Annotated in this window: 19 protein-coding genes; 10 read left to right on the top strand and 9 right to left on the bottom strand. The window is 29.7% G+C overall.

From position 1 onward, the window contains the following. The first annotated feature begins 220 nt into the window (after positions 1-220). The 5 genes from Q0958_RS02870 to Q0958_RS02850 all read left to right on the top strand — a co-directional run bounded on the left by Q0958_RS02870 (position 221) and on the right by Q0958_RS02850 (position 7,562). A complete protein-coding gene (locus Q0958_RS02870; RefSeq protein WP_299119342.1) occupies positions 221-922 on the top strand; it encodes a class I SAM-dependent methyltransferase in 702 nt (233 codons plus the stop codon). A 10-nt stretch (positions 923-932) separates the two neighbouring features. Then, complete coding sequence (locus Q0958_RS02865; RefSeq protein ID WP_299119340.1) at positions 933-1,379, top strand: hypothetical protein; 447 nt, start codon at positions 933-935, stop codon at positions 1,377-1,379. 73 nt (positions 1,380-1,452) lie between these two features. Next, the gene (gene mfd, locus Q0958_RS02860; RefSeq protein WP_299119337.1) at positions 1,453-4,785 is read left to right on the top strand and encodes a transcription-repair coupling factor; all 3,333 of its coding nucleotides are present in this window, start codon (positions 1,453-1,455) and stop codon (positions 4,783-4,785) included. Positions 4,786-4,812: 27 nt separating this feature from the next. Beyond that, complete coding sequence (locus Q0958_RS02855) at positions 4,813-6,744, top strand: tetratricopeptide repeat-containing sensor histidine kinase (RefSeq protein ID WP_299119334.1); 1,932 nt, start codon at positions 4,813-4,815, stop codon at positions 6,742-6,744. Between the two features lie 86 nt (positions 6,745-6,830). Next, on the top strand, positions 6,831-7,562 hold the full coding sequence (locus tag Q0958_RS02850; protein WP_299119330.1) for a protein phosphatase 2C domain-containing protein: 732 nt from the start codon (positions 6,831-6,833) through the stop codon (positions 7,560-7,562). Positions 7,563-7,567: 5 nt separating this feature from the next. On the opposite strand, the gene Q0958_RS02845 is transcribed toward Q0958_RS02850, so the two are convergent. Then, positions 7,568-10,318, bottom strand: a complete 2,751-nt coding sequence (locus tag Q0958_RS02845) for an AAA domain-containing protein (RefSeq protein WP_299119328.1) — start codon at positions 10,316-10,318, stop codon at positions 7,568-7,570. Between the two features lie 52 nt (positions 10,319-10,370). Between Q0958_RS02845 and Q0958_RS02840 the strand changes: the two genes are divergently transcribed. Next, positions 10,371-11,246: a DMT family transporter gene (locus tag Q0958_RS02840; protein WP_299119978.1), complete on the top strand. Its 876-nt coding sequence runs from the start codon at positions 10,371-10,373 to the stop codon at positions 11,244-11,246. 4 nt (positions 11,247-11,250) lie between these two features. Here the strand turns inward: Q0958_RS02840 and Q0958_RS02835 are convergent, their stop codons facing one another. Further along, positions 11,251-12,309 carry a hypothetical protein gene (locus tag Q0958_RS02835; RefSeq protein ID WP_299119325.1) on the bottom strand — a complete coding sequence of 353 codons (1,059 nt, stop codon included), beginning with the start codon at positions 12,307-12,309 and terminating at the stop codon, positions 11,251-11,253. An 83-nt stretch (positions 12,310-12,392) separates the two neighbouring features. On the opposite strand from Q0958_RS02835, the gene Q0958_RS02830 reads away from it, so the two are divergent. Continuing rightward, positions 12,393-13,292 carry an energy transducer TonB gene (locus Q0958_RS02830; RefSeq protein WP_299119322.1) on the top strand — a complete coding sequence of 300 codons (900 nt, stop codon included), beginning with the start codon at positions 12,393-12,395 and terminating at the stop codon, positions 13,290-13,292. Here Q0958_RS02830 and dprA read toward each other — a convergent pair. Then, a complete protein-coding gene (gene dprA / locus Q0958_RS02825) occupies positions 13,289-14,392 on the bottom strand; it encodes a DNA-processing protein DprA (protein WP_299119319.1) in 1,104 nt (367 codons plus the stop codon). The two genes, Q0958_RS02830 and dprA, sit on opposite strands and share 4 nt — an antisense overlap. A 95-nt stretch (positions 14,393-14,487) precedes the next feature. Between dprA and Q0958_RS02820 the strand changes: the two genes are divergently transcribed. Further along, the gene (locus Q0958_RS02820) at positions 14,488-15,387 is read left to right on the top strand and encodes an SPOR domain-containing protein (protein WP_299119316.1); all 900 of its coding nucleotides are present in this window, start codon (positions 14,488-14,490) and stop codon (positions 15,385-15,387) included. Positions 15,388-15,448: 61 nt separating this feature from the next. Then, positions 15,449-15,961 (top strand): acyl-CoA thioesterase, encoded by a 513-nt coding sequence (locus tag Q0958_RS02815; protein WP_235274484.1) that lies wholly within the window; start codon positions 15,449-15,451, stop codon positions 15,959-15,961. 7 nt (positions 15,962-15,968) lie between these two features. Here Q0958_RS02815 and Q0958_RS02810 read toward each other — a convergent pair whose 3' ends face one another. The 6 genes from Q0958_RS02810 to Q0958_RS02785 are packed head-to-tail and all read right to left on the bottom strand — an operon-like array spanning position 15,969 to position 22,735. After that, positions 15,969-17,003: an AI-2E family transporter gene (locus Q0958_RS02810; RefSeq protein WP_150898085.1), complete on the bottom strand. Its 1,035-nt coding sequence runs from the start codon at positions 17,001-17,003 to the stop codon at positions 15,969-15,971. A 6-nt stretch (positions 17,004-17,009) separates the two neighbouring features. Continuing rightward, positions 17,010-18,233, bottom strand: a complete 1,224-nt coding sequence (locus tag Q0958_RS02805) for a peptidoglycan DD-metalloendopeptidase family protein (protein ID WP_299119311.1) — start codon at positions 18,231-18,233, stop codon at positions 17,010-17,012. Continuing rightward, positions 18,233-19,003, bottom strand: coding sequence for a DUF4292 domain-containing protein (locus tag Q0958_RS02800; RefSeq protein WP_299119309.1), 771 nt, complete (start codon positions 19,001-19,003; stop codon positions 18,233-18,235). The genes Q0958_RS02805 and Q0958_RS02800 overlap by 1 nt, the downstream gene beginning before the upstream one ends. 22 nt (positions 19,004-19,025) lie before the next feature. Further along, on the bottom strand, positions 19,026-20,021 hold the full coding sequence (locus Q0958_RS02795; protein ID WP_299119307.1) for a tetratricopeptide repeat protein: 996 nt from the start codon (positions 20,019-20,021) through the stop codon (positions 19,026-19,028). Next, entirely contained in the window at positions 19,999-21,015 is a 1,017-nt protein-coding gene (locus Q0958_RS02790) for a sugar phosphate nucleotidyltransferase (RefSeq protein WP_299119305.1), read from the bottom strand. Before Q0958_RS02790 ends, Q0958_RS02795 begins: the two co-directional genes overlap by 23 nt. 58 nt (positions 21,016-21,073) lie before the next feature. Next, positions 21,074-22,735 (bottom strand): ABC transporter ATP-binding protein, encoded by a 1,662-nt coding sequence (locus Q0958_RS02785; protein ID WP_299119302.1) that lies wholly within the window; start codon positions 22,733-22,735, stop codon positions 21,074-21,076. A gap of 374 nt (positions 22,736-23,109) precedes the next feature. Here Q0958_RS02785 and Q0958_RS02780 point away from each other — a divergent pair, with 374 nt between their 5' ends. Then, positions 23,110-25,389, top strand: a complete 2,280-nt coding sequence (locus Q0958_RS02780; protein ID WP_299119300.1) for a GEVED domain-containing protein — start codon at positions 23,110-23,112, stop codon at positions 25,387-25,389. Positions 25,390-25,396 lie beyond the last annotated feature (7 nt).

The following is a 25,396-nucleotide window of genomic DNA, read 5'->3' as shown; positions in this document are numbered from 1 at the left end:
TAGTTGTTAAATTACTGAAAATAAGTTAATTAAATATTTGTAAAACGTTAGTTTTAAGAGGTTTATAAAATATATGTCTGAAGAAAAATTGTATTTACACAATGAAAAGTTCCAAGTGCTTTAAGTTTAAAAACAAACAAATTTCTATATTTTAAACGTTTTTCTACATGTAAAATTGGAAGAACTATTTTGCTCCTCTCCTATTAAATAACTAAGTTTAATGACAGAAAAGAAAAGGTTTTTAACAATGGAAAACGTAGAAATATTTGAAGATAAAAGAGCTACTAATTACAATGAATTTGTTGAAGCTTGGATACCAAACTACCACTATTTTTTAAGCAAATTACCACAGATTTTAAGTGAAACTACCAACAAAAAATTACTAGTAGCAGGTTGTGGAACAGGTAATGAAATAGCCTATTTTATAGAGAATTCTAAGCAATGGGAAATTTTAGGAGTAGATCCGTCGCCAGAAATGATAGCACAAGCTAGAAAAAAGCTACAAGAATATAAAAATGTAACTTTAATCGAAGGATTGGTAAGTGATTTAAATCAATCGCAAAAATTTGGAGCTGCTACCCTACTATTGGTACTGCATTTTATGGAAGATGATGGTACGAAGCTAAACTTACTAAAAAGCATAGCAGAGAGGTTAGAAAACAACGCTCCATTGGTGTTATTAGACATTACAGGAACTAAAAAACAACTCAAAGAAAACTTACAAATATTAAGACAGCTTTTACCAAAAACAATTACGGAAGAAGAGATAAACAATCGCTTGTATCGTATAGAAAATAAGTTAAAAGCAGTATCGGAAGTACGGTTAAGCGAATTGCTTATAGAAGCTGGATTTGAAGCACCTTTACGCTTTTTTCAAACATCTATTTATATGGGTTGGATAACTACAAAAAGAACGAATTAAATTATATAAAATGCTAAAGAAAATAGACAAAGTTTTAGCTGCTTTTGGAAACATTAGAGCTATGAAAAGAACACATGTTGATACTTATACAGAAGGAAGGATAAACGAAATAAAAGGTGATCAAATTGCAGGAAATAATCTATTAGGTATTTGGATTACATTCAACGAATTAGCTGGTTATAAGTTTTTAGAATTAGCTATGCTTAGCAGAACAGAAATAAAAACATTTAAAGGTGTAGAGTTATCTTTTTTGGGAAGGGATGTAGAAATGTATATAGATTCTGATACTAAAGAAATAAGTTCTGATTTTTCTAATATTTCCAATAGATGGTTAACACATATAAGTTTTGAAGTAAGTGATGAAGACATAGATTTTATAACAAAAAAAGAGTATGAAATTGTTCAAATAGAGAGTAAAAAGAAGCAAATTAGATTTAAAACAACTAACAATAGTTAAAAGCAACTAATTTTAGAAAAATTTAAAATTAGAAAAAAAATAATACTCGTATTTTAGCTCAAAATTTTTTAGGTTGAGTAAGCAAACTATTGTAAATTATTACCAACAATCGGATAATGTAAACCAGATTGTTAGTGCACTTCAACAAGAACAACACCATTTTCAAATAACGAATTTGGTTGGTTCTTCGTTGTCTTTTGTTATTTCAGAATCATTTAAAAAAGCCGATAAACCTTACTTGTTAGTACTAAACGATAAGGAAGAAGCCGCTTATTATTTAAACGATTTAGAGCAATTATTAGGCGATAAAAATGTACTGTTTTACCCAGGTTCTTATCGAAGACCCTATCAGATAGAAGAAACGGATAATGCGAATGTATTACTGCGTTCTGAGGTATTAAACCGAATTAATTCTCGAAAGAAACCAGCCATTATAGTTACTTATCCAACTGCTCTATTTGAAAAAGTAGTAACTAAAAAAGAACTAGAAAAAAACACACTAAAAATTACGGTTAGTGAAAATGTTTCACCAGATTTTGTCAACGAAGTACTGTTTGAATACAATTTCAATCGAGTAGATTTTGTTACAGAACCAGGAGAATTCTCGGTACGTGGAGGAATTATTGATGTGTTTTCATTTTCCAATGACGAACCGTATCGTATAGAGTTTTTTGGCGACGAAGTTGATAGTATTCGAACCTTTGATGTAGAAACTCAACTATCAAAAGAAAAGCTGAAGAAAGTAAGTATAATGCCAAATGTTGAAAACAAGGCATTACAAGAAAAAAGAGAGAGTTTTTTAAAGTACATCTCATCAAAAACAGCCATTTTTGTCAAGAATGTTGATATTCTTACAGGAAATTTAGATAAGTTTTATAGAAAAGCAGAGCTATCATTTGCCGAATTATCAACAGAAATAAAACATTCGGAGCCTAAAGAGTTATTTTGTAATGGAGAACTCATAAAAAATCAATTACAAGAGTTTACAACCGTAAAAATTGGAACAACAGTAGATGAAAAACTAACAAAAGTTAGTTTTGATACTCACCCACAACCATCATTCAATAAAAAATTCGATTTATTAATTCAGAATTTTAACGAGTTTTCGGCTAAAGGATTTACCAATTATATTTTTTGTGCCAATGAAAAACAAGCACAAAGGTTCCACGATATTTTTGAAGATGGAGAACAAGATGTTTCATATGAAACAATTGTATTCCCTTTGTATCAGGGATTTGTTGATTTAGAAAACAAAATAGTTTGTTATACAGATCATCAAATATTTGAGCGTTATTACAAGTTCCGTTTAAAGAATGGATATGCTAAAAAGCAGTCAATAACCCTAAAAGAACTAACAAAATTAGATATTGGCGACTATGTAACTCACATAGACCACGGAATAGGGAAGTTTGGAGGTTTACAAAAAATAGACGTAGAAGGAAAAAAGCAAGAAGCTATTAAATTAGTTTATGGCGATCGCGATATTTTGTATGTAAGCATCCATTCGTTGCATAAAATCTCGAAGTTTAACGGAAAGGATGGTAAGCCACCTAAGGTATATAAACTAGGCTCAGGTGCTTGGAAAAAGGTAAAACAGAAAACCAAGGCAAGAGTAAAACATATAGCATTTAACCTAATTCAGTTATATGCAAAGAGAAAGCTACAAAAGGGATTTGCTTTTGGGCCAGATACTCACATGCAGCATGAGCTAGAAGCAAGTTTCTTGTATGAAGATACACCAGATCAGTATACATCTACTCAAGATGTAAAGGCCGATATGGAAAAAGAACAACCTATGGATCGTTTGGTTTGTGGAGATGTTGGTTTTGGAAAAACAGAAGTAGCCGTGCGTGCAGCATTTAAGGCAGTAGATAACGGAAAACAAGTAGCTGTTTTAGTACCAACAACAGTTTTGGCGTTTCAGCACTTTAAAACCTTCTCTGAGCGATTAAAAGACTTTCCGGTTAGTATTGACTATTTAAACCGATTTAGAACTGCAAAACAGCGAAAAGGCGTTTTAGAAGGAGTTACCGATGGTAGTGTTGATATTGTAATAGGAACACATCAATTAACCAACAAGAGTATAAAATTTAAAGATTTAGGACTGTTAATTATTGATGAAGAACAAAAGTTTGGAGTAGCTGTAAAAGACAAGTTAAAAACAATTAAAGAAAACGTAGATACATTAACCTTAACTGCAACACCAATTCCAAGAACATTGCAGTTTAGTTTAATGGCTGCACGTGATTTATCGGTAATAAAAACCCCACCACCTAACCGTCACCCAATAGAAACCAATGTAATTCGCTTTAGCGAAGAAAGCATTCGAGATGCAATTTCTTATGAGGTTTCACGTGGAGGACAGGTGTTTTTTATTCACAATAGAATAGAAAATATAAAGGAAGTAGCTGGTTTGTTACAACGATTGGTGCCTAGTGCTAAAATTGGTATAGGCCACGGTCAAATGGAAGGAAAAAAGCTAGAAGAATTGATGCTTGGTTTTATGAACAATGAGTTTGATGTATTAGTATCAACTACCATTATTGAAAGTGGATTGGATGTACCTAATGCAAATACCATTTTTATAAACAATGCAAATAATTTTGGACTGTCTGACCTTCACCAAATGCGTGGACGTGTAGGGCGTTCAAACAAAAAAGCTTTTTGCTACTTTATTACACCTCCATATCATATGATGACAGACGATGCTCGTAAGCGTATACAAGCCTTAGAGCTGTTTTCTGAATTAGGTAGTGGATTGAATATAGCCATGAAAGATTTAGAAATTCGTGGAGCTGGAGACTTATTAGGAGGTGAACAAAGCGGATTTATTAATGATATTGGTTTTGATGCTTATCAGAAGATATTACAAGAAGCTATAGAAGAGCTGAAAGAAAACGAGTTTAAAGAATTATATCCGGTAGATGAAAATGCACCAAAAGAATATGTAAAAGAGGTGCAAATTGACACCGATTTTGAGATTCTTTTCCCTGACGATTATGTGAATTCTGTAACTGAACGTTTAAGCTTGTATAACAAGTTATCTACCTTAACTACAGAAGAAGAATTACTAGAGTTTGAGAGTCAAATTACCGATCGTTTTGGAGAATATCCAACACAAGTTCAAGATTTATTTGACAGTGTTCGTATCAAGTGGTTAGCAAAAGAATTAGGGATTGAAAAGATAATCTTAAAGCAAAAACGAATGATTGGATATTTTGTATCGGATCAGCAAAGTGCTTTTTATCAAACAGAAGCATTTACTAAGATGCTACAGTATGTACAACGTAATTCTAAAAGCTGTGTAATGAAGGAAAAACAAACCAAAAATGGTTTACGTTTACTTATTACATTTATAAAAATAGATTCGGTTCATAAAGCCTTAGAAACCTTAAAAAGAGTGTAAATAAGAGACTGTATTTTTATTAATTAAATGATTCAAACTATAAATAGAATAAAACCTACTAAAGAGCACTGTTCATTAAAATACGTGCTCTTTTTGCTTTTGTTTATTAATTCTGTGGTTTTTTCGCAAGAAAGAGAAAAAATTATAGAAAAAGGACTTGCAGCATATTTTAAAAAAGATACGATAGTACTTAAGGAATCAACGAATAAGTTATTAAACTTATATAACCAAACAAATGATTCTATCGCTTTAGCTAAATATTATCATTTTAAAGCTTTATATTATAAAATTATACATAAAAATGAAAACGCATACTATCATTATCAATTATCCAAAAACATATCTATTAAATTAAAAGATTCCCTAGCTATAGGAAAAAGATTAATTGGAATTTCTGTTTTACAAAGATTAAGTAAAGATTTTTTAGGAAGTGAAATTAATACGATTGAAGCCTTAAAATATCTAGAACCCATAAGAGCTAATAAGTTTCTCGTTAATGCATACAATAATCTAGGCTTGGTTTCAGAGGAGTTAAATAAAGGAAAAGAAGCCTTAAAATGTTATAATAAAGCTTTAGAAACTAATAAATTAACAAACAAGTCTTACTGGAGAGAAAAAAGAGACTTAAACTCTATAAATAATATAGGTTTACTTTATCAAAGAATGAAAGAACAAAAAAAAGCAATTCCTTATTTTAATTTAGGTTTAACTTATGATAGTATCAAGGAGAAACATCCTTTACAGTATACATATTTATTAGAGAACTTAGCAGCAAGTAATTTTTTTTTAGGAAATAAAAAAGATGTATTAAGACAATATGAAGAAGTAATTAATGTTAGAAATAAAATAAATAATCTACATAATTTATCAACTACTTATATTAATGTATCTAATTATTACAGTGATATAAATCAAAATGAAAAAGCAAAATTTTATTCTATTGAAGCTTTAAAATATGCTAAACAAACACATAATAATAAACGTTGGTTAGAAGCTTTAGAAAATCTTTCTGAATTAACAAAAGGAGAAGAAGCAAAAGAATTTTTTAGAAAATATATAAAGTTGAATGATAGTTTAATTGAAAAAGAAAGAAAATTAAAAAACCAGTTTGCTAGAATTCAATATGAAACTGGAAAAAAAGAAAAAGAGAATATAATTTTAAGGTCAGAAAAAGCTCATCAACAAGAAGAAATCACCTATCAGAAGCAGCAAAAAACTATTGGTTGGTTATTAGCTATTATTAGCATGTTAGGCTTAGGTTTAAGTACATTGTTTTTTGTATTAAAAAGAAGAAAAACACTACACCAAAACCAATTACAAAAAGTAGAAACAACTTATAAGGAGCGTGATAGGATTTCTAGAGAATTACACGATGGTATTTTAGGAAGGCTTTTTGGAACTCGTTTTGGCCTTGGTTTTTTAAACATTCAAGGAGATAGCGAAACTATTAAGCAACATCAACGCTTTTTAAAAGAACTTCAAGAAATAGAAAAAGAAATTAGAGATGTTTCTCATAAATTAAGTTATAAAACAAAGGAAGAATTAAGTGATTTTACACTGTTAATAGAACAGCTATTAATAGAAAAAAGTATGATAGGAAATTTTGATTATAAACTACAAATAGCGCCAAATTTCTCATGGAGTTTTATCACAGAAAAAGAAAAAAACAATCTTTATAGAGTACTTCAAGAAGTTATACAAAATGTGATTAAACATTCTAAAGCGAAGAGTGTTACTGTAAGTATTGAAACTAAAAATAATAATGTTGAAATACAGATAGAAGATGATGGAATTGGTTTTAAAAAAGATACTTCCAAAAAAGGGATAGGGATTACGAACATAACATCACGTGTAGAAGAGCTAAAAGGAAAGCTACTAATTGAATCAACAGAAAACATAGGAACAATTATTTGTATTACTATTCCTACTAAAAAACTAATAAATAAATTACTCAAATAATTAAAAACTCCTCTATTTAAAGAGGAGTTTTTTTAGTTTTTAAAGTATTTAGAACCTTAATAAAAAAGTGTTTACTTTTGTGGTGAATGAAGATATACTCAACGCTCCAGAGAGGAGAATTTCACACCCATTACTGCGAAGATTTTTTAATAAACGAAGAACTGTCCAATAATCAGAGATTAATAGCTGTTATGGATGGATGTTCCACGGGAAAAGAAGCTGTTTTTTCATCTATATTGTTTGGTAAAATCTTAAGAAGTATAGCTAAAAAGACAGGATATAAGTTTTTTGTAGAGAAAGAAGTTACAGGACCTAAACTAACACTTGAAAACGTTTTAAAAGAGCTTTTTGAAGAATTAAAAATTATTAGAAATAAGTTAGATTTAGAATTTAATGAGCTGTTATCTACTTTAATTTTAGGAATAGTGAATCCTAATGATGCTAGGGCAGAAATTATAGTTGTAGGTGACGGATTGGTTTGTGTTGATGGAAAAGAATATCATTTTGAACAAGAAGACAAACCTGATTATCTGGGTTATCATTTGAATAAAGATTTTAATTTGTGGTTTGAGCAACAAAAACAACGAATTTCAATAGAAATGTTCCACGATTTATCTATCTGTACAGATGGAATTTATTCTTTTAAAAATCTTAAAAACAAAGAAAGTCAAAAGGAAGAATCAGAAATAATTCAAATATTATTAAAAGATATCCCAGAAGCGTCTGCTACCAATTTTTTAGATAGAAAATTGATAGAGTTATCCAAAGAAAACCAGATTCCAACAGACGATTTAGCTATTTTAAGATTAGTGATTTAATAATTCTAGTTACTTACCAAGTCTTTTTGCTGAGGTAATTTATCTTTAATAATTTTTATTAAAAATCTTAGTACTTCATCTCTTCTATATTTCCATGAGACATAAGAAATAGGGATTATTTGTATTCCTACTCTGTGCAAAATACGATACCTTTCAATATCAAAAGCATGAATAAAACTACCAGGATACCCTATTAAATCAATACCAAGGTACTTTTTATCCTTTTCTAGCAATAAATCTATACTTAAACCTGCAATAACGTATCCAACATGAATAGTTGCGTTAAACGGCTTTAAAAAGGCTTGTATTTCTTTACTGAAGATATCTTCTTCAATTTTTAAAGTAGTGGTCTGTTCAGAAATTTGTTTCTCAAAAGAGCTTAAATAATGCTTCAATAGTGATTTTTCAGGTAAGGATTGAGAAGTTACTGAATAAAATACGTGTTGTTCATGTCGAGCACGGGTAATAGCTACATTAAATACATCTTCTTTATTTAAATAATTTAAACTAGCAAAATGAGATTGATTACTAACGGTCATAGATAATAACATAACATCGCGTTCTTCTCCTTGAAAATGATACGGAGTACCAAGTTTTATTTGATGTTTTTTAATCTGTCGTAACGTAAATGCTTCTTTAATAGCCTTAGTTAAATAGTCCGTTTGTTGTCTAAAAGGTGATAAAATACCAATACTGGTAGCCTTACTTTTGTGTGTTTCTTTTTCTTTAACAACAATACCTTTTACATGGTTAATGATGAGGTTTATTTCTTCATTATTAACACCATTTTCTTCTTGTTTTCCTGAAGTTTTATGTAAAAAAACGGCTTGTTTATGAGTATTTGAAGGTGTTTGAGTCATAATACGAAGGGCTTCTCCGTAAAATGTAGCATTACTAAAACGTATAATGTCAGGTAAAGAACGATAATGCTCGTCTAATAATACTATTTGATTTCCTTTTTCAGTGCTTTCTAAGGTGAAATCTAACAAACTTTTTTTACGATAATTAAAACGCAAAGCATCGGTAATGTTATGTTGCTTTTGATAACGATGCATTTGAGTTTTTGATAAGAAACTAATATGATGTAATTGATTTGTATCTCCAGCAACCACAACTTTTTTAGCTCTTTGCATAATAGGTAAGCAAGAAGCAATATCGCATTGGGTAGCCTCATCAACAATAGCAATGTCAAAAAGATCTTTTTGCATTGGTAAACAAGAAGAAACTTCGTCTATTTTTACTAACCAAATAGGTAAGAAATGTGTAAGAGGCGTAGCATCTAAATTTTGTATATGTTGGTTTTTTAAAGATTTTTCTTCTGTTTCTAATATATTTGTTAGGGTAATTAACTTCCTTATTTCGCTGTTTGAATAAATGTTAATTTTACTTATTAAGTTTTTAAATAATGCTTCATCAGCCTTTTTTTCAAATGAACTTAATGTATCAAAGTATTTTAATATAATATCCCACTCTTCGGCTTCAAAAGATCGAATAAAATTGATATCAATTTTTGAAAGAGTTCTTTGTAGAAAACTATCTGAAAATAACTTTTCAACACGATCTATTTCTTTTGTAGCTTTTTCGGTAAAGTTAGTTTCCAAAGATTTTAAAGAATTGTACAAAGTATTCTTCTTTAAATTAGCATTGGTTGCTTGTTCTAGATGATTATGGCGATAATAACGACCACTACTTATTCTTTTTAGTTTAGCTAAAACAGTTCTTTTATAGTAGTTACCTCCTACTTTAATAGCAAATTCACCTATTTTAGAACTCATTAATTTGTCTGAAACTACTTGTAAAGCTTGTGGAGTTTTAGTAACAATCAATACACTTTTTCCTTTACTTACATAATCTTGAGCAATGGCATTGATAGTATATGTTTTCCCTGTTCCTGGAGGTCCAAAAATGACTGATTTATGATATTTAGATGCATTGTAAACAATACGTTCTTGTGCTGTGTTTAACAGTAAAGGAATTTGTATGTTTCTATCTACATTCGATTGTTCTTGAGGTACATGTGAGAAAAAAGCTTGAATAGCTTGTGAATAATCGGAACTATTTTTTAATAATTCTAATTCGTTAACTACAGCATTAACATTGTTAATTCTACTAGATATAAAAACTCCAGAACTAGCTACCAGAGTATATTTTTCTGATTCCTCGGTATTTTGAAGTTTTTTCTTTAAAAATGTTTGATTTTTCAACTTAGGAAAAAGTAAAAAATCATTGTCAATATTTAAGTTTTTAATGTGCTTTTCAAGGATTCTTTTAAACTGACTTAACGCTTCAAAAGTTAAATGTAAATTGTATTCTAAAAACTGCTCTATTTCTGTTAAAAAATCTTCAAAAGAAGTTTCATATAATAAGTTTCTACAAAAAGCAATATTCAATTGCCTAGTTTGTTGATCAATTTTTATAAAATAATCTTCCTCTTTTTCTATAATTTCAGCCTTATATAAAAATAATGGAGCAGCTATAGAATTAACTCTCTTTCTAAATTTTTTTTTCTTTCCTAAACAAAATAAACTTCCATACCATAGTTCTTTATCATTTTTAAATAAGGTAAGTGTTTGTAAGCATTGTTCAGCTTGTTTTTTAACTATAAACTGAATAGGATAAAGATTATTAACAAGCTCTTCTTTAGGTTTTATAATAAACTGGTTTTCATATTTAGATGAAAAAAAATTAAGAATACCAGTTTCATTATTGTCAGCTTTATAACAAGAATGAAAATAAGAAATATAGTTCGTTATCATAGTTTTTTTAAGAACAGCTAACTTAAGTAAAAATTACCTATCATTGCACAAAATAGATAATGCCTTGAATAATAATCAAAATTATTTTAAAAGCCTATCTGGCTTATTATTAGCAACATTTTTTATCAGTACTTCAGGTGTTTTAGGTAAATACATTGCCATGCCTTCTGAAGTAATTGTTTGGTTTCGATCGGCTTTTGCTATGGTGTTTTTATATGTGTTTTGCCGTTATAAGAAAATAACAGTTACTATTAAATCAAGGAGGCATTTAGTACCGTTTATTATTAGCGGGATTTTTATGGCAATTCATTGGATTACTTATTTCTATGCTTTAAAAAAATCGAGTGTTGCTATTGGAATGTTATCATTGTACACATTTCCAGTTATGATTGCTTTTTTAGAACCTTTATTTTTAAAGGTTAAATTCAATCCTATATATATTGTTTTAGGAATTATGGTGTTATTAGGAATTTATATTCTTGCACCCGATTTTAACTTAGAAAGTTCTAATGTACAAGGAGTTTTATTTGGACTTTTATCAGCGCTATGTTATTCTATTAGAATCTTAATATTAAAGCAATATGTTACTCAATATGATGGAGTATTACTCATGTTTTTTCAAACCTTAATAATTACTGTTTGTTTGGTACCTGTTCTGTTTTTTATGGATGTATCAGGATTCGAAAGTCAATTTCCATTTTTATTATTATTAGCTTTATTAACTACAGCTATTGGACATAGTTTAATGGTACATTCGTTGCAGTTTTTCTCAGTATCTACAGCAAGTATCATTAGTAGCGTACAACCTATTTTTGGAATTATTTTAGCTTTTTTATTTTTAAATGAAATCCCCACGTGGAATACTTATTTGGGAGGAAGTTTAATTTTAGCTACTGTAATTATAGAAAGTATTAGAAGTAAAAAATAATCGATTAGATTACTCTCATATTTTCATAATTACGTTTTACAAATTCTAAAGCAGTATCTAGTATTTCACCCATATTGTTACTCTTTTTAAAATGAACATCTTTGGTAAAATCAAAAATTTGTTGTTTTAATAAACTAATGTTTTTTTCGGTTGAAATTACATCGTTTTTCATACAATAAACGAGTTGGTCTACCCTACTTTCAGAACTTAAAATACGCTTAGCAACAATAGAGCGTTCTTCAATTTTGTATTGGTTAATAGAAGTTTCTTGAAGCTTCTGCCCTACTAAGGTTACCATTGAAAAGTTTTCTTTAAAAAATTGAGGATAATACACTTTGAATTTTCCTTCAAAACATTGTTGATCAAAATCTATTGCACGAATTTTATACACTACATGATCAAAATCGTGAGTAGGCACAATTACGTAGTTATATGAACGCATATCGCCCAATAAACGAATCATACAACGTTCGTTAAACTTCACAAACTCTTTAGCTATCTGAGCTTTTTCAGACTCAGTACATTTTGGTAAAAAATCTTTAATAAAAACATCACCAGGAATTCCAGCAATATGTTCTTCAATTAGCGTGTCTTTATACACTAAAAAGTTGAGATTGTAAGGCGATAAAATATGTTCTAATTCAAGCCCATAAATACGAGAAGCATCGGTTTTTTTTACATAAAAATACGTATAGTTATCGTTTAAAATATTACGAACTTTTACACGGAAAGGTTTAGAATTACCAAAGGTACAGTAGTCTATAGCATCAATATTTAAAAAAGGAATGGTTTCTTCGTTACCATTTGAATGTAAAATAGTGTATACTTTTTTAAGACTTAAATCAATTTCTTCACGATCAAATTCAGAATAATAGGTGCGTACCCAAAGTGTGTCAACATCATTGTTGTCATATACAACTACAGATCCTTGAAATCGCAACAAATCATCATAAAAAATAGGAATTTTAATGTTTCTACTATGCTCATTTAAATAAGTATGCAGCTCTTCAGTTACTGGAAAAGCAGGTTTTTTTTGAGACATTAATTTTTCTTCTGATGACATTCGGATGGTTAATATTTTGATGTTAGCTAATTTAAATTATTTCTTTGGAATAGTCTTTGTTACTTTTTACAAAACGATTAACTATGAAAAATTTTAAACTACGTATTCCAAAACCTTGTCATGAAGATTGGGAAGAAATGACTGCTAATGAAAAAGGAAAATTTTGTGCTTCTTGTTCTAAGACTGTAATAGATTTCACTAAGAACTCAACATATGAAATTAAAAAATATTTAATTGAAAATGTAAACCAAAGAGTTTGCGGACACTTTCATAGAAAACAGTTAGATAGTATAGTTATTCAGCTACCAGAAAATAGTTTTAAGCAACAGTTGACATTTCAAAAACTATTTTTATTGACTTTATTATTAGTAATGGGAACAACTTTATTTAGTTGTAAAACAGACACTGGTAAGATTCAAAAAATAGAGAAAGTTGAAATAATAGATAGTTTATTGGTTGATATAAAAGTTGATACTATAAAATATTTGAACTCAAAAGATTCAATAGTAAAAAGGAGTTCTTTATGTGCAACGAAAGAAAATAATGAAGATGATGTAATGATTGATGGATTAATTGAAATTACTGGAAAAATAAGAATAGAAGAAGCTGTATCTGAAGAAAATAAGGTATATTCTATTCATTCAGTTGATGAATATATTAGGTTTAAAGAAGATAAACAACTTTCAGAAAATAAAGCAAAAAAGTCATTTGAAAAAAAAATTAGATTATTCGTGAAGAATAACTTTAAAATGGATATAACCAATAATCTTGGTTTACATTCTGGAAAATATAAAATTTTCACACAAATTATAATTGATAAAAAAGGAATTGTATCCAATATAAAAGTAAGAGCGCCTCATCAAAAGTTGATAGAACATACCAAAGAAGTTTTAAAAGAACTACCACAGTTTATACCAGGAAAAATAGAAGAAAAAGATGTAAGTGTTAAATATACTTTTCCAATAACTTTTAAAATAAATTAAACTTCAAACATTTTACCTGGTAAAGGTTTTACAATATCTTTTAATTCCATTTGTAATAATATAGAAGATAGCTGATATATGGGAATTTCGCAGTTGATAGCAATAGTATCCATAAGTTGCTTACCGTGTTGCTGTAAGTAATCATAAATCTTTTTTTCAGTATCATTTAAACTTACAAATAATTGTTTTTGTATGGCCTGTACTTTTTTAGTTTGTTGAATATCCCAATTCAACATTTTTACAATATCCTCAGCTGAGGTTAATAAATGTGCTTGATTGTTTTTTATTAAGTTATTACAACCTTTGCTATAGGTGTCAGTATATTTCCCTGGTAAAGCAAAAACATCTCTGTTATAAGAATTAGCAATGTCAGCAGTAACTAATGAACCTCCTTTTTCAGCAGATTCTACAATAATTGTGGCTTTAGAAAGTCCAGCAACAATACGATTACGCTTTAAAAAGTTTTCTCGTTGAGGTTTTTCCTGATGCCAAAACTCAGTAATAAAACCACCATTTTTATGTAATTGAGAAATATATTTTTTATGAGTTTTTGGATAAACATCTTCTAAGCCATGTGCTAAAACTGCTATGGTTTGTAAGTTGTTTTTTATGGCTGCTTTATATGCATAAATATCAACACCATAGGCAAAACCACTAACTATTATAGGGTTATAAGTTTTTAAATCTTCAATCAATTGATTACAAAAATCACGTCCATACGAAGTACACTTCCTAGTTCCTACAATTGAAATAACTTTTTGATTGTTTAAATTCATGTCTCCATCTTTAAAAATAAGAATGGGCTGGTCTACAGAATTTTTTAAGTTATGAGGATAATCTTCTTCTAAAAAATATGAATATTGAATGTTTTTTTGCTGTATATATTTTAACTCCTCTTCTGCCCTTTTTTGATTTTTAGTATCTAATAAATGCGTTGTAATATTTGGACCAATTCCATGAATTTTATGAAGTGAATTTTTATGTTCTTTAAATACATTTTCTACACCTCCAGTAGTACTAATTAGCTTTTTTGCTAAGACACTACCAATGTTTTTTGTAGCCTGTAGCCTAAGAATGGCCAGTAATTTTTCTTCTTTCATATAGCAATATTTTGATTATCAATATACAAAAAAACTGTTGATAAATTTTAGAAGGAACCTTGACAAGAAACGCTAAAAAAGCTATCTTTGTTTTTATGACATTAGCCAACTATATAAACGATTTATTATACAGATACGATTGCGTAATTGTTCCTAACTTTGGTGGATTTGTAACCAACAAAATAGGTGCTAAAGTGAATAACTTTACCCATACTTTTTCTCCACCTAAGAAACAAATTACTTTTAATTCGTATTTGCAACATAATGATGGTTTATTGGCTAATTATATAGCTTCTAACAAAAACATTTCTTTTGAGAAAGCAAATGTGTTTATTGCTAGTGAAGTAGCAAAGTGGAAAAAGGAGTTAGCGTCTAAAACTATTACTGTTGCTTCAGTAGGTGCTTTATCTTTAAACGAAGCAAAGCAAGTAGTTTTTGAACCTAATACTTCTAGTAACTTTTTAGCAGAATCTTTTGGTCTAGCTGAGGTAGAAAGTCCTACTATAAAAAGATTTAAAGAAGAAGTTAAAACATTACCAGCTACTGCTGAAGAAAAAGAAAGAAGAATGCCTATTTTATTAAAGCGTGCTGCTGTAGCTGCCGCTGTTGTAGGTATTGCTTATGTTGGTTGGAATGGAGTTCAAAACCAACAGCAAAAAGAAGTTTTAGCAAATCAAGAGAAATCTTTACAAAAGAAACTACAATCTGCAACTTTTGTAATTGATAATCCGTTACCAACAATCAATTTAAATGTAGCAAAGGCTGAGGATAATAACTTTCATATTATTGCTGGTGCTTTTCAAGAAGTTGAAAATGCTGAAAATAAGTTACAAGAGTTAAAAGACTTAGGTTATGATGCGAGTATCATTGGTGAAAATGCCTATGGTTTAACTCAAGTTGCTTTTGCTAGTTATAGCAACAAATCAGATGCAAGAAAAGCATTAGAATTGATTAAAGAAAAGGTAAGCGAAGACGCTTGGTTATTGGCTAAATAATCACATTTAAAATTACTCGTTTTTTTGGCTTTATGTATATCTTTGCATCAAAATTTAATTGATGAGAGTTAAAACGCCAAAAGAGTCATTAACTGTACTTACCGATCTTGTTTTACCAGGTGAAACAAATTATTTAGATAACCTTTTTGGAGGTGAATTATTAGCACGTATGGATAGAGCTTGTAGTATCTCAGCTCGTCGCCATTCAAGAAGAATTGTGGTTACTGCATCCGTAAATCATGTAGCGTTTACTAAATCAGTTCCTGTGGGAAGTGTTGTAACAGTAGAAGCGAAGGTTTCAAGAGCTTTTAAATCATCAATGGAGGTTTATGTAGATGTTTGGATAGAAGATCGTCAATCGGGTGAAAAAACAAAGGTAAATGAAGGAATTTACACATTTGTTGCTGTTGACGAAACTGGAAAACCAGTACCTATTGCACAAATTAAACCAGAAACTGAATTGGAAAAGCAACGTTACGACGGAGCTTTACGTAGAAAGCAGCTTAGCTTAGTTTTAGCGAATAAATTAGCGCCTAAAGATGCAACTGAGTTAAAAGCATTGTTTTCTGAATAAAACGAGCTTAAACCTCTTCTAAATCGCCGTTTTCGGATAAGAAAATGGCGATTGTTTTAGTTTTCTCAAACTGTGAGAAAATTATAATCATAATTACAGTAATTGGAACACTTAAAATCATACCTGTAATTCCCCAAATTTTTCCCCACACAGCTAACGATAATATTGTTACAAGCGGACTTAAATTTAACGACTTCCCAAATAGCTTAGGCTCAATTACATTTCCTACGATTACTTGTACGGTACCTACAGCAATTAATACAATTATAAAAGGGGTAAATTCACCAAACTGTATTAAACTAAAAATTGCTGGGAAAACTGTAGCTATTAAAGAACCAATAGTTGGGATATAATTTAATAAGAAGATTAAAAAAGCCCAGAAAGGAGCGCTATCTACCCCTACTACTAGTAAAACAATATAACTTAGAACACCAGTAAGTAAGCTTACATACGTTTTTAAACGAAGATAATTTGAAATTGAAAACTCAATTTTAGATAACATAGATTGCATGCTATCATAACTTGTTTGTTTACCCTGAAACATTTTTACTAGTTTCTTTTTAAAGCTAGTTTCTTCTAAGAAAATAAACAACGCATAGATTACAATCATAAAAGTATCGCCTAATAAACCACTTATTCCATTGGCGATATTTCCTAGTACAGAACCATAATTAAAATCTCCTAAAACAGAAGTAATTGATTTAATTATATCAATATGAAAATAAGTATCTAATTTTTTAATAATTGCCTCAACATTAGGTTCGTATTTTGAATAGGAAGTAGTTAAGTCAGAAATACTGTTTGTTATAATGCCAGAAATAAATCCAAAACTTAAAATTATTAAAGTGAAAACTATAAGGTTACTTAACCAAAAAGGAATAAACTTTTTAGCAAAAGGTATCTTATAAATAGTCTTTCGTATTTCACGAGTTAAAAACCAAAAAATTAAGGCAAAAATGAATGGAATTAGTATTCCTTTTCCAATTACTAATGTTGCAATTAATGCTATGGTTATAATAATAAAGTTAGCTGAGTTTTTCATGTGTTTTTATTTATTACGTATCCAAAGAGCTGGATTTAAACGAACAATATCTTTATATAAAATGAAAATTAATTTAGTCTTACCTGAGATTTTATCAGTAAAAACTTTACCTAATTTATCTCCTGTTTTTACCGGACTACCCTTTTTAACATAGATTTTTTCTAGGTTATTGTAGGCAGAAATATAATTACCGTGCTGTACTAAGACAGATTTTTTTCCTCCTAATTGTGTTTGAATAGCTAATACTTTTCCATTAAAAATACTTTGAGCATCAGTGTTTGCTTTGGTTGTAATATGTAAACCAGGGCTACTAACATTAATTCCAGGAAAAGTTGGATGTGGTTGTACACCGAATTTTCTTGTTATAATTCCGTGTACAGGCCAAGGTAAACGCCCTTTATTTTGTTCAAAATTAGCTAATAATTTCTTTTCAGCAGCATTTAAAACAAAACTAGCGGATGATGATTTTTTCTTATTGCTTTTTTTATTCTTATTGGCACGAGCAATAGCATTTCTAATTAACCTATCAATACGTGCAGTAATGCGTTTTTCTTCTTTTAATTTCTTTTGTAAATCTCTCTTATACTTCTTCTCCTGTCTCTTGATTTTAGAAATTAACTTTTCCTGACTCTTTTTATCAGATTCTATTTTATCCTTCTGATCTTTTTCATCAGTAATTAATAACTCTTTAGATTTTTTTCGCTCAATTAAAGAATCATTTAGCTTTTGTATGTCTTTGGTTTTAACAATAATCTCCTCTCCTTGTTTTTTTCTATAGTCGCTATATTGTTGCATATATTTTATACGCTTATAGGCTTGATAGAAACTTTCAGAAGAAAGTAAAAACATAGTTTTACTTTGTTGCGATTTGCTTTTATGAGTTTTAACTACCATATCAGCATATTCTTTCTTTAGTTTTTTTAGCTGATTATTGTAATCTTTAAGCTGTTTTTCGTTGTTATTTATCTCTTTCGATAATAACTTGCTCTCTAACTCAATAGTTTCAATTAAACGTTCTCTAGCGTTTATTTTTTGACTTAAATCTTTTAAATCATCTAAAGCATTACTTTTTTTCTTTACTGTTTTAATTAGTAAAGTATTTACTTGTTTTATTTCATTTTTTAGCTTCTTACGTTTGTTTTCAAGCGCTTTTCTGCTTTGCCCAAATGAAGAGAAACTAGCCAAAAAAAGGCATAGAAAAGAAAGGGTAAATAGCGTGTGCTTCTTCATTATAGTTTAATTTCTTTATACCCGCTAGGAATTTTAAAATCAGTGTTTAATTTTTTATTAAACTCTACAGAACGAGTTGTAAGGTTGATGTTAGTAAACTTATCTTTTGTTTTGGCGTTTATGATAATTTTTTGTGGAAATAAAACATTCTTTTTGTTTGAATATTTTGGGTAGGAAATATCTAAACGTTGATTTTTTGCTTGGTTTACAATTGATTGTTTATCTAGCTTGTAATGATTCGGGTTTACATAAAAGAAAATATCAAACAATTCAGCCTGTTTTTTAGGTGAAAGTTGATAAGATTGGTCTTTTATAACTACTTCTTGACGTTGCGACTTTACATTCAATATTGATTGCCCTAATAACATATTTTGAAGTTGCTCAAAGTTGATATCAGTACCCAGTATTTTTTTAAGCATAGCAAAATCACCATCAAAATAGTTTTTGTAATAAGAAGAGTAAAACTGAACTTTGGTTGGCGTTATTTTAGCTTTAAAAATATTGATAACCTTAGTTCCTTTTAACCAGATAACTTCATCTTTTATGATTTTCATACGTACAGAAAATCCTATTTTATCTTTAGTGTCTTTATAATTTACTTTCAAACGAGCATCAATGGTCTTCTCATCGAAGTTAGAAGACATATGTTTTTTTGCTACTTTACGAGCAGACATTTTTTTTACTATTGTAGAAGTATTGATTGCTTTTTTACTCGATTTACATGAAGTAAAACCAATGAATAGTATAAATAAGAGAGTATAATATTTCATAAATTAGTAATAGAGAAGTAAATTATTTTAGAACTTTTGCTGCTTTATTTTTATAAGTTTTTACTTTTTCCGGATTGTTTAATCCTTCATAAGCTCTAGCAATCTCTAAATAAAATTTAGCTTCAATTTCATTATTGTCAATTACAAAATCGATGCCATTTTGTAAACTTTGAATTGCCTTTTTAAACTGACTTTTGTTGTTTAATGCTTTTCCATTCATAAAATAAACAAAAGGTTGAGCAGGAAATAAAGCTAACCCTTGTTCACTATATTTTAATAAATCATTATCATTGTCTGATGATAGTTTGTTTAATAAAAGTTTTAAATTATTGAATGATTTTTCTTTTTCAAAATTAGCTCTTAAATCAGTATTAGCAATTGTGTTTTGTTCTTTCTTTTCAGTTGGTTTTGGGGATTTTGTTTCCTCTAGCTTTTCTTGTATTAGCCTTAATCTAGCATTTAATAGCTTGCTCTTTTTTAATTCAGACAAAACTTCTTTTGCTGAAGGAATATCTCTGTTTTGTAAGTGTAAAAAAACTAAAAGACGTTTCTTTTTTGGATACTTATCTGCAATTTTTTCTTGAACTTCAATAGCTTCATCAAAGGCTGCAATTTTTCTTAAAATATAAACTTTATGTTCTAAAAGCCATATATTTTCATTGTCGACTTCTAAGGCAGATTTTATGTATTCTAAAGCTTCGTTATTTCTACCTAGTTTTACATAATTTTTAGAAAGTTCAAATAATACAGCTTTATTATTTGGTTCTAGTTCATTACATTTTTCTAGGTTTTCAATTGCTTTCTGGTAATTGAAAATAGCCTTGTTAGACAGTGCTTTAAAGAAATTTTCTTGGAATTGAATATTGTCACTTTCACTAACATCTTCTGAAGGAGGAATGCTGTCTTGTGCTTTTAAGGAGAGAAAATAAAACAAAAAGAAAAATAGAGACAAAAAGAAGTGCCTTCTTGCCTCTTTAATTTTTCTTCTATTTTTTTTATGTAAGTTCTGTATAATCACCTATACTTACTGATGTATAATTAGCATTGTATTTTGCATGATTACCAATCATGGCGTTATCTAAATTTGCATTAGATATTTGAACATTTGTTTGTATTAATGAATTTACAATAGTAGAGTTTTCAACTACACTATTTTCACCAATAGAAACATAAGGTCCTATTTTTGTGTTTTTTAATGTTACGTTTTTACCAACATAACAAGGTTGAATAATTTCAGCGTTTTCTAATACAACGTCATTAGCTACTAAATTGTTGCCATTATTTTGTTCAAAACCTAAAACTTGTTTGTTTGTATCTACTGTTGGGTCTTTCTTACCGCAATCCATCCAAGCGTCAACAGTACCAGGAATAAACTTAGCTCCTTGTTGTTTTAAGGATTCTAAAACATTAGTTAATTGATATTCACCATTTTCTCTAATATCATTATCTAATAAATATTTTATTTCATTACGAACCTTAGCTCCATCTTTAAAGTAATAAATACCAATAATAGCTAAGTCAGAAACAAAATCTTTTGGTTTCTCTACGAAATCTGTAATAAAACCATCTTTAAGTTTTACAACTCCAAAAGCACTTGGATCTTCTACTCTTTTTACCCAAATAGCACCATCAGCATTTGAATCTAATTTAAAATCGGCTTTAAATAAAGTATCAGCAAAAGCTACTACACAAGGGCCGTCTAAAGATTCTTGAGCACAGTAAATTGCATGAGCTGTTCCTAAAGCTTCTTCCTGAACATATACAGAGCCTTTTGCTCCAAGAGCTTCAGCGATGCTTTTAAGTTTATCTGCAGTGTTTGCAGGGAACCCTTTGGCAGCAGGACCAATAATAAAAGCTATTTCTTCTATAGGTTGGTTTACTACTGAAGTTATATCTTCAACTAAACGTTGTACAATTGATTTACCAGCGATAACGGTTAAAGGTTTAGGAATAGTTAAAGTATGAGGTCTCAAACGAGAACCTATTCCTGCCATTGGGACTATTATTTTCATATTTCTCTTTTCTATTTTTTAACAGCGCAATATACTACTAATATAGTATTGAAAAAAGTTAAAGCCCTTTTGGAACGGCTTCTACTAATGTTTTGGTATACGTTGTTTTTGGGTTATTATATATTTCGTCAGCATCTGCAATTTCCTCTATTTTACCTTTGTTCATTACAACTAATTGATCTGCCATGTATTTAACTACTGATAAATCGTGTGAAATGAATATGTAAGTAAAATTAAATTCTGCTTTTAATTGATTTAATAAGTTCAAAACTTGGGCTTGAACTGATACATCTAAAGCGGAAACGGATTCGTCGCAAATAATTAATTTTGGTTGTAAAGCTATGGTACGTGCAATTCCTATACGTTGCCTTTGTCCTCCAGAAAACTCATGTGGATATCGATAAAAATGTTCTTTTTCGAGTCCTACTTTTTCCAATAAATCCAGTACATAATTTTTTCTTTCTTTTGAAGAATCAAGGATGTTATGAACTTTCATTGGTTCAAGAATTGCATTACCAATAGTAATTCTTGGGTTTAAGGATGAGAAAGGATCTTGAAATATTATTTGAATATCCTTTCTTAGTTTTTTAAACTCTGATTTTGAAAGCTTTGTGATGTCTTTTCCTTTATAAATAATTTCTCCTGAACTAGCTGTTTCTAGTTGTAAAATTGTTCTACTTAATGTAGTTTTTCCACAACCACTTTCACCAACTAAACCTAAGGTTTCTCCTTCATAAATTTTAAAAGAAACATCATTTACTGCTTTTACTATGTTTGGTTTTGAAAACCAAGAAGCATTAGAAATGAAATCCTTGTGTAAATTTTTGATTTCCAGTAATGGAGATTTATTGTATATTTTGTTATGATACTCTTCTCGTTCTTTATTGGTAAATAAAGTAGTATCAACAGAATTGTTTATAAAATTACTAACTGTTGGTAGTAATTTTAAACGATTCTTAGTGTTTGGTTTTGAGTTAATTAATGCTTTGGTGTAATTTTCTTTTGGATTTAGAAATATGTTTTTTGAAGTGCCTTGTTCTATAATTACTCCTTTGTGCATTACTACTACATTATCGGCAATTTCTGAAACTAGTGCTAAATCATGAGAAATAAACAATATTCCCATTTTAAACTCTTTTTGTAGTTCTTTTAGTAGTAATATTATTTCTTTTTGAACCGTAACATCTAGCGCTGTTGTAGGTTCATCGGCAATTAATAATTGAGGTTTACAAGCTATGGCCATGGCAATCATAACTCGCTGTTTTTGACCTCCACTTATTTGATGTGGATAGGAGTTATATATATCATTTGGTCTAGGTAATTTGACTTTGTTAAAAAGTGAAATTACTTCTTCTTTTATCTCGCTATTTGATAGGTTTGTATGTAGTTGTAATATCTCTGCAACCTGATAACCACAAGTTAAAGTTGGATTTAAAGAACTCATTGGTTCTTGAAAAATCATGGCAATTTTACTCCCTCTAATTTTTTGAAATGAATCTTTATTAAATGCTAATAAATCCTGTTGGTTAAAGAGAATTTCTCCTTTAATATCTGCGAACTTAGGAAGTAGTCCTAAGATTGCAAGAGAAGTTATAGATTTTCCACTACCGCTCTCTCCTACTATTCCAAGTATTTCATTTTGCTGTAAATTAAAAGAGATGTTCTTAACGACTGGAGGAGATTTTTTAAAAGCTATTTCTAAGTTTTTAATTTGAAGCATTCGTGTGAAATTTTAATAAAAATACAATTAATCTCATTTAAAAGTTAATGACAGATGTATTTTTTTTAAAAGTTTTAAAAATGCTTTAAGCCTAGTGTAGTGCTGGGTTTATAAAAAAATGAAAAGACTTAAAGGTATTAAAAGTTTTTGTTTTTTGCAAAAAAAATAGCAGAACTAATGTTTTTTTCTATATTTGTTGCCCGTTTAACAAAAATTTAAGAGTTTTTATTGCGAATATGATAATAGGTGATTCTTAAATGAAATATAATTAATTAAAAACCCCTTCAGAAATGAAAAACAAAATTACTCTGGCATTTTTATGCTTATTTTTTATTGGAGCGACATTTGCTCAACAAAAAAGGACCTGCTATGCAATGGAGGACATAGAGGAAAGAAAGGCTACAGACCCTGGTCTTGAAAGTCGAATGAAACAGATTGAAAAATTTACTCAAAAGAGAGTAAAAGAAATGGAAAGCTACCAAGGTAAAGTAAATGGAAGCATTATTACGATTCCTGTTGTAGTTCACGTTTTATATACAAATTCAACAAATAATATTAGTGACGCACAGATTCTTTCTCAGATTGATGTATTGAATAAAGATTTTAGAAGAACTAATACTGATAAAACTAATAAATGGTCGCAAGCAGCTGATACTCAAATTGAGTTTGCTATGGCTAAAGTTGATCCTAATGGAAATGCTACTACTGCAATTACTAGAAAACAAGTAAGTGGAGCTGATTGGGGTACAAAATTCAAAGCGTATAACGCAATGAAAAGTTCTGCAACTGGTGGAGTTAATCCATGGAATACTGCTGAGTATTTAAATATGTGGATTGTTCCAAAAATGACAAATACTAGTCCACAAGGAGACAGAACAATTTTAGGATATGCACAATTCCCAGGTGGAGCTGCTGCAACTGATGGATTAGTAATGATTCACGATGCTTTTGGTTCTACAGGAACACTTAATCCTTCTTTTAACTTAGGAAGAACTACTACTCACGAAATAGGACACTATTTAAATTTACGTCACATTTGGGGAGATGGAGATTGTAGTAAAGATGATTTTGTTTCTGATACTCCAAAATCTGATGCTCCTAACTATGGATGTAAAACTGGACACGTTTCTTGTGGTTCTGAAGATATGGTTCAAAACTATATGGATTATTCTGATGATGCTTGTATGAACTTATTTACTGTAGGACAAAAAAATAGAATGCGTGCTGTTTTAGAAGCTGGTGGTTCTAGACGTGCTTTAGCATTATCTGATAAATTTGGAAGTGGTAATTCTGGTGGTGGTTCACAAGATCCTTGTAATGGTGGAGCTACTATAACTGATAATAGCGGTTCTTTTACTGATGGAAGTGGAAGCCAAAACTATGGAAATGGTAAAAACTGTACTTGGTTAATTAAACCAGCTAACGGAGGAAAAGTTACTTTAAACTTTAGTAGTTTCAATACTGAAAGTGGTTATGATTTTGTAACTGTTTATGATGGTTCTAGTGCTAGTGCAACTCAATTAGGTAAGTTCTCAGGAACTTCTACTCCAAATGCAGTAACTTCTACTGGAAACGCAATGTTTGTTAAGTTTACTTCTGATGGATCTGTAAATGCTGCTGGATGGGCTGCAAACTATACTTCTGCAACTTCTAGTGTTGATACTACTGCGCCAACTGCACCATCAAGTTTAGCTGCTTCAAACGTAGCACAAACTACTTTAACTTTAAACTGGTCTGCCTCTTCTGATAATGTAGGAGTAACTGGATATGATGTGTACCGTGGTTCTACAAAATTAGGAACTACTGCTAATACATCTGTAAATATTACTGGATTAACAGCGGGAACTGCTTATACATTCTCTGTAAGAGCTAAAGACGCTGCTGGAAATATATCTTCAAGTAGTAATACTGTAAGTGTTTCAACTTTATCTAACTCTGTATCTTACTGTTCTTATAAAGGAACTACTTCTTACGAGTGGATTGATTATGTATCATTCGGAGGAATGACTAATTCTACAGGAGCTAATGGTGGTTATGGAGATTTTACTTCTAAAGTAGCTACTGTTGCTAAAGGAAGTACTAGTAAAATTGTATTGAGTGTTGGATATGCAAGTACTGTTTATAAAGAGTACTGGTCTGTTTGGATTGATTTTAACAAAAATGGAACTTTTGAATCTAGCGAAAGAGTTGTTGCAGGATCTGCATCTAGTGCAGGAAATGTTTCAGCAGATATTACTATCCCTGCATCAGCATTATTAGGTCAAACTAGAATGCGTGTTGCAATGAAAGATACTGCTCAACACACTACTTCTTGTGGAACTTATAACTATGGAGAAGTAGAAGATTATACTGTAAATATTACAGCAAGTACTACTAGAGATTCTGATGTAGTAAGAGCTGTAAGTTTAGGAAACGATACAAGCTTAGGTTTAATGGCTTACCCTAACCCTTCATCTGATTTTGTTCAAGTAGAATTAGCTTCTAAGTCTAGTGATATTGCTTATAGAGTTGTAAACACTATAGGTAAAGTAGTAAAAGCTGGACGTTTAGATAACTCTCGTAGTTTAGATGTATCTAAATTAAATACTGGAATCTATATTTTAGAAGTTAATGATGGACAAAAATTATTAAAAACTAAAATTATCAAAAAATAGCTTATTA

This window comes from uncultured Tenacibaculum sp. (genome assembly GCF_947499065.1).
GTDB lineage: Bacteria > Bacteroidota > Bacteroidia > Flavobacteriales > Flavobacteriaceae > Polaribacter.
Note: the sequence above shows the minus strand (reverse complement) of the source record. Positions and strands in the feature narration are given on the sequence as shown.